The sequence below is a fragment of the Nostocoides japonicum T1-X7 genome, from assembly GCF_001046855.1.
Taxonomy (GTDB): Bacteria; Actinomycetota; Actinomycetes; order Actinomycetales; family Dermatophilaceae; genus Nostocoides; species Nostocoides japonicum.
In genome coordinates, this window is the sequence record NZ_HF570958.1 from 724,290 (window position 1) to 735,613 (window position 11,324).

At 72.0% G+C, this 11,324-nt stretch carries 7 protein-coding genes; 6 read left to right on the forward strand and 1 reads right to left on the reverse strand.

Annotated elements, in window-relative coordinates; translation table 11 throughout:
- Nucleotides 1–469: 469 nt before the first annotated feature.
- A complete protein-coding gene (locus BN12_RS03250; protein ID WP_048550036.1) occupies nucleotides 470–1,834 on the reverse strand; it encodes a serine hydrolase domain-containing protein in 1,365 nt (454 codons plus the stop codon).
- A 67-nt stretch (nucleotides 1,835–1,901) separates the two neighbouring features.
- Between BN12_RS03250 and BN12_RS03255 the strand changes: the two genes are divergently transcribed.
- The 6 genes from BN12_RS03255 to BN12_RS03280 all read left to right on the forward strand — a co-directional run.
- A complete protein-coding gene (locus tag BN12_RS03255; protein ID WP_048550039.1) occupies nucleotides 1,902–4,202 on the forward strand; it encodes a glycoside hydrolase family 3 C-terminal domain-containing protein in 2,301 nt (766 codons plus the stop codon).
- Between the two features lie 65 nt (nucleotides 4,203–4,267).
- On the forward strand, nucleotides 4,268–4,378 hold the full coding sequence (gene kdpF, locus BN12_RS24960) for a K(+)-transporting ATPase subunit F (protein ID WP_162233028.1): 111 nt from the start codon (nucleotides 4,268–4,270) through the stop codon (nucleotides 4,376–4,378).
- The gene (kdpA, locus tag BN12_RS03265) at nucleotides 4,378–6,027 is read left to right on the forward strand and encodes a potassium-transporting ATPase subunit KdpA (protein WP_048550042.1); all 1,650 of its coding nucleotides are present in this window, start codon (nucleotides 4,378–4,380) and stop codon (nucleotides 6,025–6,027) included. Before kdpF ends, kdpA begins: the two co-directional genes overlap by 1 nt.
- The gene (gene kdpB, locus BN12_RS03270) at nucleotides 6,024–8,051 is read left to right on the forward strand and encodes a potassium-transporting ATPase subunit KdpB (protein ID WP_048550043.1); all 2,028 of its coding nucleotides are present in this window, start codon (nucleotides 6,024–6,026) and stop codon (nucleotides 8,049–8,051) included. Before kdpA ends, kdpB begins: the two co-directional genes overlap by 4 nt.
- A gap of 3 nt (nucleotides 8,052–8,054) precedes the next feature.
- Complete coding sequence (gene kdpC / locus BN12_RS03275) at nucleotides 8,055–8,636, forward strand: K(+)-transporting ATPase subunit C (protein WP_048550044.1); 582 nt, start codon at nucleotides 8,055–8,057, stop codon at nucleotides 8,634–8,636.
- 19 nt (nucleotides 8,637–8,655) lie between these two features.
- Nucleotides 8,656–11,324: DUF4118 domain-containing protein (locus BN12_RS03280; RefSeq protein WP_083454378.1), on the forward strand; the 2,669-nt coding region annotated here is incomplete at its 3' end.

Below are 11,324 nucleotides of genomic sequence, written 5' to 3' on the forward strand. Positions count from 1 at the left end.
GTCCACGCTTTATCGGGTGACCCGAGAACACTGAGCTTCACCCGGCTTTCCTTGTCGGGTGAAGCTCAGTGTTCCGGGGTCACCCCGGAACACGTGCGATCCGCCAGAACCCGCTTTATCGGGTCACCCGATAAAGCGGCTCGGGGAGGAAGTGCAGTGTTGCCGTCGCCACTCGGGCGGGCCCTCGAACCAGGGGCCGGGGACGGCCAAGGCCGGCGATACCCAGGGGCGGCGAAGTCCAAGGTCCGAGGACATGGGGACGCGCGGTGCTCGCAGGTTGTCTGCCAGCGCCGCGCGTTGAGGCCGAGGATACTCGCGGTCACCTGCCCTGTCGGGGAGGTCGGCCCGATGAACCATGTGTCGCGCCTCACGTCGGTGATGTCCGGGACGCGCCTCGACGTCCGCTGTGTCGACGGCACCCCCGCCTCGGTCGTCCCGCAGCCCTCGGCGTCATCGCCGCGCAGACGGCTCAGTCGCGCGCGCGGAGCCACTCCCCGAAGGCGTAGGGCTCGCGCGTGAAAAGGTAGGTGGCCCAGTTGAATGCCGTCACGCGGCCGTCCGCGTCGCGCCGGATCCGCAGCAGCTCTCCGCGCTCCCGTCCGGCGACGGTCCGGTAGACGTCGGGGGAGACGAGCTCGAACCGCGAGGGCTCGGTGACGCTCGGGAGGTCGACCCGCGCCTCGAGCCGACCCTCGCGGACGGAGAACACGAACGGCTGGCCCTCGGAGAACCATCGTCCGAGCAGCGGCCGGAGCTCCTCGGGCACCTCGGTGCCGGGGCGCCACGGCGACGGGAGGACCGGCTCGTGCTCGACGGCATACGACCCGAGGGCCGTCGCGAGTCCTCCCGGGTTCGTCGTCGCCGACTGGTTCGCCATGAACAGGCCCGTCGTCGCGGTGTCCCGATCGGTGAAGAACCCCGTGATGAACCCCGGGTGGCCGCCGGTGTGCCCGACCCACGTGCGGTCGTCGCGCCGGATGAGCTGGAGCCCGAGCCCGTACGCCTGGGTCCACCCGGCGGGGTCGGCCATCGTCTGCGGCTGCACCATCTCCTCGACGCTGTCGGGGGAGAGGATCTCGGCGTCCGGGGCGGCGAGGAAGCCGTGCCACGTCGCCATGTCGATGAGGGTGCTGCAGATGCCCCCGGCCGGGCTCATCGCGCTCGGTGCGATCGACGGCTCGACGACCGGCACGTCGGTCCACGGCGGCACGAAGTAGCCGACCGCCCGGCGACCGGACAGGCCGAGGGTCGTCCGTCGCATACCGAGTGGCTCGAGGAAGCGGCGGCGGACACTCGCGAACCAGTCGCCGCCGTCGAGCTCGGCGATGACGCGGCCGAGCATGGCGTAGCAGAGGTTGCTGTAGTGCCATCGGACCCGCGGGGGAAGCACCCGCTCGGCCTCGTTCCAGCCGGAGACGAGACCCTCGACATCGGGGAACTCCAGGGTGTCCCAGACGTCCCCGACCGGCTCGCGCTGCATCCCGGACGTATGCGAGAGCAGCTGGCGGATGGTCGCCCCCGAGTGGCCGGCGCCCGGGACGTGCCGGTCGACGGTGTCGTCGAGGGAGAGCCGCCCCTCGTCCCGCAGCCGCATGATCGTCGCGGCGACGAAGGTCTTCGTGTTCGAGGCCACCTCGAACTGGGTGTCGGCGTCGGGGCTCCGGTCGGGCTCGGCCAGGTCCGCAGACCCGACACCGGTCCACCACCGCAGGACGCCGTCGCGGGCCACCGCCGCGGCGACGCCGGGGATGCGGTCGGCGACCTGCTTGTCGAGCGCCTGGCGCTCGAGGGCGGCGGAGGTGGAGGCGGAGAAGGGGGTCGTCGACGAGGGCATACGTCTCACCGTATGCGACCGCCCCGGCCCCCGGATCGACCCGTCGCCCTGCCCCTAGGGTTGCCCCATGACACTCGACGTGGAGCGACTGCTGACCGAACTGACCCTCGAGGAGAAGGCGGCGCTGACGAGCGGCTCGTCGTTCTGGTACACCGCACCGGTCGAGCGTCTCGGGATCCCCAGCATCATGGTCTCCGACGGTCCGCACGGGCTGCGGGCGCAGCCCGGCACGGGGGACCACGTCGGCCTCGGCGGCAGCGTGCCGGCGACGTGCTTCCCCACGGCCTCCGCGATCGCCTCCTCCTGGGATCCCGGTCTGCTCCAGCGGGTCGGAGCCGCGCTCGCGCAGGAGGCGCGGGCGACGAACCTGTCGGTCATCCTCGGGCCTGGCGTCAACATGAAGCGATCGCCGCTGTGCGGCCGGAACTTCGAGTACCTCTCCGAGGATCCGTACCTCGCCGGCGAGCTCGCCGTCGGGATCGTCGACGGCATCCAGTCCTGCGGGGTCGGCACCTCGCTCAAGCACTATGCGGCGAACAACCAGGAGGAGGACCGCCTGCGGGTCGACGCGCAGGTCGACGAGCGAACGCTCCGGGAGATCTACCTCCCCGCCTTCGAGCGTGTCGTCACCGGCGCCCAGCCCTGGACCGTCATGTGCTCCTACAACAAGGTGAACGGCACGTCGGCGTCGGAGAACCGCTGGCTCCTCACGACGGTCCTCCGGGAGGAGTGGGGGTTCGAGGGCCTCGTCGTCTCCGACTGGGGCGCCGTGTACCACCGCGTCCCGGCCACCCGTGCGGGGCTGGATCTCGAGATGCCTCCGCGCCTGCCGCGCAGTCCCGAGGAGGTCGCCGCCGCGGTGCGGGACGGCGCGCTCGACGGCGACGTCCTCGACGACAGAGTGCGGGCCGTCCTGCGGCTCGTGTCGCGCGGCATGCACGTGCTCGAGCTCGACGAGGCCTACGACGAGGAGGCGCACCACGCCCTGGCCCGCGAGGCCGCGGGCGACTCCGTCGTGCTCCTGGAGAACGCGGGTCGGCTGCTGCCCCTCTCACGTGGCGTGCGGGTGGGCGTCGTCGGCGAGTTCGCCCGGACCCCGCGCTTCCAGGGAGCGGGCAGCTCCCAGGTCAACCCGACGCGGGTCGACGTCGCCCTCGACGAGATCGGCACGGTCCTCGACGTCGTCGGCTTCGAGCCGGGGTATGCCGTCGGCCCGGTGGCCGAGGGTGGCTCCTCTGACGAGGAGCTGCGTTCTGCCGCAGCGGATCTCGCGTCGCGATGTGACGTGGTCGTCGTCTTCCTCGGGCTTCCGCCTGCCGACGAGTCCGAGGGCTTCGACCGGACGCACATGGACCTCCCGGCGAGCCAGCTCGCGACCCTGGCCGCCGTCGCGGCGGCGAACCCCAACGTCGTCGGCGTCCTCGTCAACGGCTCGACCGTCCTCCTCGACGAGGTCCGGCCGCACACCCCGGCGCTCGTCGAGGCCTGGCTCGGCGGGCAGGCCGCGGGCGGCGCGATCGCCGATGTGCTGTGCGGCGCCACGAACCCGTCGGGGCGGCTCGCCGAGTCGGTGCCGCACCGCCTGGAGGACACCAGCTCCTACCTCAACTTCCCCGGCGACTCCGGGATCGTGCGGTACGGCGAGGGGCTCTACATCGGCTACCGCGGCTACGACAAGAGCCGGCTCGACGTCGCATACCCCTTCGGGTTCGGGCTCTCCTACACGACATTCGGGTATGCGGACGCGGACGTGACCCTGTCCGGCTCCGTCGAGGACGGCGACCTCGCGGCCCGTGTCGAGGTGACGGTGACGAACCAGGGGTCGGTCGACGGAGCGGAGGTCGTCCAGGTCTACGTCCGCGACGTCGACTCCTCGGTCCACCGCCCGGTGCGGGAGCTCAAGGGCTTCGCGAAGGCGTGGCTGTCGGCCGGCTCCTCACAGCGGGTGGGCATCGACCTCGACCAGCGGGCGTTCTCCTACTGGTCGGACCTGCTCCATCGCTGGGTCGTCGAACCCGGCGAGTTCGCCATCGAGGTGGCCCGGCACTCCAGGGACATCGTCGAGACGATCACCGTGACCGTCGACGGTCCCTCGGTGGCGCCGCCGCTGCGTCGCGAGTCCACGCTCAAGGAGTGGCTCGCCGACCCGATCGGCGCCGAGATCCTCCGGTCCGTGGCCTCCGCCGACGCCGGCGGACTGCTCGCCGACGAGGACCTCGTCAACGTCATCGGGACGATGCCGATGAGCACGCTCGCCGCCTTCCCGGGCCGGGGCCTCGACGAGGACTCCCTCGACGCCCTCGTCGCGGCATACCAGGAACGCACCGGTCGTCGGGAGGGCACGGGCACCGGCCCCGACGAGGAGTAGGCCGGTCGGCCGTCAAGGATCCGTCAAGGCCCGTCAGGAGCACGTCAACGACGGGCACCCTGTGGGTGAGGACGCCCGACGCTGAGGGGGTGATCGAGAACATCGTCGGCCTCGTGCTGGGACTCGCCCTCCTCGCCTACCTGGCCTATGCGCTGCTCCACCCGGAGAAGTTCTGATGAGCGACGCCGCAGCCGGCCTGCTGACCATCGGCGTTGTCGTCGCGCTCCTCGCCATCACCCATGTCCCGCTGGGGAACTGGATGGCTCGAGTCTTCACCGACGAGACGGACTGGCGCGTCGAGCGGACCGTGTACCGCGCCGTCGGGGTCGACCCGCGCAACGAGCAGACGTGGCGGTCGTATGCCGCATCCGTCCTCGCGTTCTCCGGTGTCAGCCTCGTCGTCCTCTTCCTGCTCATCGTCCTCCAGAAGCACCTGCCGCTGGCCCAGGGCACCGACGGGATGGGGCTGACGACGGCCGTCAACACGGCGATCTCGTTCGTGACGAACACGAACTGGCAGAGCTATGCCGGCGAGGTGGGCACCGGCCCACTCGTCCAGACCGTCGGCCTCGCCGTGCAGAACTTCGTGTCCGCAGCCGTCGGCCTCGCCGTCGCGATCGTCGTCATCCGCGGGGTGTCCCGCCGGTCGGCGACCACGCTCGGCAACTTCTGGGTCGACCTCGTCCGTGGGGTGACCCGCATCCTCCTGCCGATCTCCCTCGTCGCCGCCGTCCTCCTCGTGGCCGGCGGGGTCATCCAGAACCTCGCCTCCCCGGAGACGATCGCGGGGCTGGCCGGCCACGACCAGGTGATCCGGGGCGGGCTCGTCGCCTCTCAGGAGGCCATCAAGGAGCTCGGGACGAACGGCGGCGGGTACTTCAACGCCAACTCCGCGCACCCGTTCGAGAATCCCAACCCCGTGACGAACCTCGTCGAGATCCTCCTCATGCTCGTCGTGCCGTTCGCCCTGCCGCGGACCTTCGGCGTCATGGTCGGCGACCGCCGACAGGGCTGGACCCTCCTCGGGTTCGCCGCGACGCTGTGGGCGGCCGGCGTCGCGCTGGTGACCTGGGCGGAGGTGCACGCGGCGGTGGCCGCGACGGGCTCGATGGAGGGCAAGGAGGTGCGCTTCGGCGTCTGGGGCTCCGCCCTCTTCGGAGCGACGTCGACGGGCACCTCGACCGGAGCGGTCAACTCGATGCACGAGAGCTACAGCCCGCTCGGCGGCGGGGTCCTCCTGGTCAACATGGCTCTCGGTGAGATCAGTCCCGGCGGTGTCGGGTCCGGCCTCTACGGCATCGTCGTCATCGCCGTCCTCACCGTCTTCCTCGCGGGCCTCATGGTCGGCCGGACGCCCGAGTACCTCGGCAAGCGGATCGGCCGGCCCGAGATCACGATGGCCGCGCTCTATGCCGTCGTCACGCCCACGCTCGCGCTCGCCGGGGCGGCCGCGGCCGTCGCCTACCCCACCGCGAGGGAGTCGATGCTGGCGAGCGGTCCGCACGGTCTCACCGAGGTGCTGTATGCCTACACCTCCGCGGCCAACAACAACGGCTCGGCCTTCGCCGGGCTGAGCGCCGACACACCGTGGTTCAACCTCACCCTCGGTGCGGGGATGCTCCTCGGCCGGTTCCTGCCGATGCTCCTCGTCCTCGCCCTGGCCGGCCGCCTCGCGGCCCAGTCGAGGCGGCCGGTGACCGCCGGCACGATGCCGACCCACACGCCGCTCTTCCTCGGCCTGCTCGTCGGGGTGGCCATCATCGTCGCCGGCCTCACCTACTTCCCCGCCATCGCCCTCGGTCCCATCGCGGAGGCCCTCTCATGAACCGTCAGACGCTGAGATCCGCCCTGCCGGACGCGTTCCGCAAGCTCGACCCCCGCCACGTGTGGCGCTCCCCGGTCATCTTCGTCGTCTGGGTGGGCTCGGTCCTCACGACCGTCCTCGCGATCCTGCACCCCAGCACGTTCACGATCGCCGTGGCGCTCTGGCTGTGGGCGACCGTCCTGTTCGCCAACGTCGCCGAGGCCGTCGCCGAGGGCCGCGGCAAGGCACAGGCCGCCTCGCTCCGCGCGACCCGCACCGGGACGACCGCGCGCCGCCTCGCCAAGGACGGTGGCGAGGACATCGTCGCCGGCGCCGACCTGAGGATCGGCGACACCGTGGTCGTCGAGGCCGGCGAGGTGATCCCCGGCGACGGCGAGGTCATCGAGGGCGTGGCCTCGGTCGACGAGTCCGCGGTCACCGGGGAGTCCGCCCCGGTCATCCGGGAGTCCGGCGGCGACCGGAGCGCGGTCACCGGCGGGACGACCGTCCTGTCGGACCGCATCGTCGTGCGCATCACGACCCGGCCGGGCGAGTCGTTCATCGACCGGATGATCGCGCTCGTCGAAGGAGCCGAGCGGCAGCGGACACCCAACGAGATCGCCCTGACGATCCTCCTCACGACGCTGACGATCGTCTTCCTCGTCACCGTCATGGCGCTCCAGCCGTTCGCGGGCTACAGCGGCAAGGAGCAGTCGGTCGTCGTCCTCGTCGCCCTGCTCGTCTGCCTCATCCCCACGACGATCGGTGCGCTCCTGTCCGCCATCGGTATCGCCGGCATGGACCGGCTCGTCCAGCACAACGTCCTCGCGATGTCCGGACGAGCCGTCGAGGCCGCCGGTGACGTGTCGACCCTCCTCCTCGACAAGACGGGCACCATCACGCTCGGCAACCGGCGTGCCTCCCAGCTGCTTCCGCTCCCCGGCACGACCGAGATCGAGCTGGGGCGCGCGGCATACATCGCCTCGCTCGCCGACCCGACGCCCGAGGGGCGCTCCATCGTCGACCTCGCCGTGTCCCAGCACGGCCCCGAAGCCCTCGGAGGGGTCCCGGAGCTGTCGACGACCGACGCGGAGCTCGTCGAGTTCAGCGCCCAGACCCGGATGAGCGGTATCGACCTCCCCTCCGGGATCTCGCTCCGCAAGGGCGCCGGGTCGGCCATCGTCGCGTGGGTCGGGGGAACGGGGGGTCAGGTGCCGGCCGGGACGACCGAGCTCGTCGACGGGATCGCTGCCGACGGGGCGACGCCGCTCGTCGTCGCGGAGCAGCGCCCGGGCCGGCCCGCGGCGGTTCTCGGCGTCGTCCGCCTCAAGGACATCGTCAAGCCGGGCATCGCGGAGCGGTTCGCGACGCTGCGGGCCATGGGGATCCGCACCGTCATGGTGACGGGCGACAACCGGCTGACGGCCCAGGCCATCGGACGGGAGGCAGGAGTCGACGACGTCCTCGCCGAGGCGACACCCGAGGAGAAGATGCGGCTCATCCGCACCGAGCAGGAGGGCGGCCGGCTCGTCGCGATGACGGGGGACGGGACGAACGACGCGCCGGCTCTCGCCCAGGCCGACGTCGGGGTCGCGATGAACTCGGGCACGTCCGCGGCGAAGGAGGCCGGCAACATGGTCGACCTCGACTCCGACCCGACGAAGCTCATCGACATCGTCGGCATCGGCAAGCAGCTGCTCATCACCCGCGGAGCTCTCACGACCTTCTCCGTGGCCAACGACGTCGCGAAGTACTTCGCCATCATCCCGGCCATGTTCGTCGGCGTCTTCCCCGGGCTGTCGGCCCTCAACATCATGCGGCTCGCCTCGCCGGACTCGGCGATCCTGTCTGCCGTCATCTTCAACGCGCTCATCATCATCGCGCTGATCCCGTTGGCCCTGAAGGGCGTTCGCTACATCCCATCGGGCGCGGAGGCCCTGCTGCGGCGCAACATCCTCGTCTACGGACTCGGCGGCATCGTCACGCCGTTCGTCGGCATCAAACTCATCGACCTGTTCGTCTCCCACCTTCCCGGACTGAGCTGACCAATGAACCTCTCCCGTCAGAGCCTCGCCGCGCTTCGCATGCTCGCCGTCCTCACCGTCCTCCTCGGCGTCGTCTACCCCGCTGCCGTGTGGGGCATCGGCCGGGTCGCCTTCGCCGACCAGGCATCGGGGTCCCTCGTTCGTCGGGACGGCACGGTCGTCGGCTCCTCCCTGCTCGGCCAGGCGTTCACGGGCGCCGACACCTTCCACGGCCGGCCGTCGACGAGCGACGACGCGGGCGGCACGAGCGGTGGATCGAACCTCGCCGCGAGCGATCCTGCTCAGCGGCGGGCCCTCGCTCAGCGTCGTGCGACCCTCGAGAGAGCCGGCGACGTCCCTCCTTCCGGCGTGGCCGCGCCCGACGCGCTCACGGCATCGGCGAGCGGGCTCGACCCGGACATCTCCCCGGCATACGCCCTCGCGCAGGTGCCCCGCGTCGCCCGGGCGACCGGGATCGGCGAGTCGGCCCTGCGGACGCTCGTCCGCCGGCACACCACCGGACGCACCCTGGGCTTCCTCGGCGAGCCGCGGGTCGACGTCCTCGAGCTCAACCTCGCCCTTGCCCTCGACCGCGCACGCGGCTGACCGTAGGACAATCGACGGTATGCCGCGGGGTCGCCTTCGCATCTATCTCGGCGCCGCTCCCGGCGTCGGCAAGACGGTGGCCATGCTCGACGAGGGCCACCGGCGCCGGGAACGGGGCACGGACGTCGTCGTCGGGGTGTGCGACACGCACGAGCGGGCCTACACGGCAGCCATGCTCCGGGACCTGGAGCGGGTCCCTCTCCGGGAGGTCGCATACCGCGGCTCGACGCTTCGCGAGCTCGACCTCGACGCCGTCCTGGCCCGTGCGCCGCAGGTCGCGCTCGTCGACGAGCTCGCGCACACGAACGCGCCCGGATCACGGCATCGCAAGCGGTGGGAGGACGTGGAGTCCCTCCTGGCCGCGGGGATCGACGTCATCTCGACCGTCAACGTCCAGCACCTGGAGTCGCTCAACGACGTCGTCGAGGCGATCACCGGGATCCGCCAGCAGGAGACGGTGCCCGACCGGGTCGTGCGGTCCGCCGACCAGATCGAGCTCGTCGACATGTCGCCGCACGCCCTGCGGCGCCGACTCGCCCACGGGAACGTCTATGCCGCCGACACCGTCGACGCCGCCCTCGCGAACTACTTCCGCGAAGGCAACCTCACGGCCCTGCGCGAGCTGTCGCTCCTCTGGCTCGCCGACCGCGTCGACGAGGGCCTCGAGGCATACCGGGCGGCACACGGGATCGACGAGCCGTGGCCCACGCGGGAGCGCGTCGTCGTCGCGCTGACCGGCGGACCCGAAGGGGCGACCCTCCTGCGACGAGGTGCGCAGGTGGCCGCCCGGGGATCGGGCGGCGAGCTGGTCGCCGTGCACGTCACCGCGTCGGACGGGCTCGTCGACGCCAACCTCGAGAGGCTCACGGCCCTTCGAGAGCTGACGACGGAGCTCGGCGGCACCTTCCACATGGTGTCGGGAGGAGACGTCGCCGCGTCGATCCTCGACGTGGCCCGGGCCGTCAACGCCCGACAGGTCATCCTCGGCGCGTCCCGACGAGCACCCTGGCGCCGGATGCTCCGGCGCAGCGTCGACGACGAGGTCGTCGCCCGGTCCGGTGACATCGACGTCGTCCTCGTGACCCACGAGGAGGCCGCCGGCCCGTCCCGTCAGGGCGGCGAGCGACGAGGGCTGGTCAGACCGTGGCGGTGGAGCCGGCCGCAGACCGCGGTCGACCCCCGGCCCAGTCGGCGCCGCCTGGTGGGGAGCTGGCTGCTCGCGACGCTCGGCACGGCCCTGCTCACCCTCGTGCTCTCGGCGACGCGGAACCTGCAGGACCTTCCTCTCGAGGTGCTCCTCTTCCTCGCCCTCACGGTGCTCACCGCCCTCGTCGGCGGGTTCGGGCCGGCGCTCGTCAGCGCGCTCCTCGGGAGCCTCTGCCTCAACTGGTTCCTCACGCCACCGCTCCACACGCTGTCGATCAGCGATCCCCAGAACGCGGTCGCCGTCGTCGTCTTCGTCGTCGTCGCGCTCGGCGTCGGGTCGGCGGTCCATCTCAGCGACCGGCGGGCGGCCGCTGCCCGGGCGGCCCAGCGGGAGGCGCAGCTCCTCGCCGACGCGGCCCAGACGCTCCTCGGCGAGGTCGCCCCGTTGCCGGCGCTGCTCGGCGGCACCGTCAAGGCGTTCGGGATGGATGCCGCGGGAGTCGTGCGGCGCGCGACGTCACGCGATCCGTGGCAGGTCGTCTGCGCGACCGAGGACTTCGACGCCGACCACGTCGACGACTCCTCCGTGCGGGCACCGGTCGGACGCGATGCCGTCCTCGTCCTCCAGGGGCCCGTCGTCTCGGCCGCGGACCGTCGGCTCGTCAGCGCGTTCGCCGCCCACGCCGAGGCGATCCTGCGGCGCGAGGAGCTCGCGGCGCAGGCGGGCGCAGCCGGCCGCCTGGCCCGCGACAACCGGTCGCGCACGGCGCTCCTCGCGGCCGTCTCGCACGACCTGCGCACCCCGCTCGCCGGGATCAAGGCCGCCGTCTCCACCCTTCGCGAGCCGGATCTCGCCATCACCGCGGACGACCGGGCCGACCTGCTGGAGACGATCGAGGAGTCGACCGACCGGCTCTCGTCGCTCGTCGCCAACCTTCTCGACATGTCCCGGCTGCAGAGCGGCTCCGTGCCCGTCCATCCCGGCCCGGTCCGGCTCCCCGACGTCATGGAGTCCGCGCTCGTCGGCCTCTCCGGCTCGGTCGAGATGCGTCTCGACCTGCCGCCGGACCTACCGCCCGTCACGACCGATGCCGGGCTCCTCGAGCGGGTCGTCGCGAACCTCGTCGAGAACGCGACCCGCTACGGCGCCGGGAGCACGGTCGTCGTCCAGGCCTCGACCCTGCCGGACCGCCTCCAGCTGCGGATCATCGACCGCGGCCCCGGCGTGCCGGAGGAGCAGAAGGATGCGATCTTCGCACCCTTCCAGCGGATCGGGGACGTCCCCGTCGGGGACGGTGTGGGCCTCGGGCTGGCCGTATGCCGCGGCCTCCTCGACGCGCTCGGCGGGTCGATCGTGGCCGAGGACACTCCGGGCGGCGGCCTCACGATGGTCGTCGAGCTGCCCCTCGACGGCCGGGACCACCCGCCGACGGTGCCACCGCTCGAGCCGTCGGCGGGCACTCAACCCGAGTCGTCGGCGGGCACTCAGCCCGAGCCGCCGCCCGAGCCACAGGCGGGCCGATCGCCGGAGCCGCCACCGGG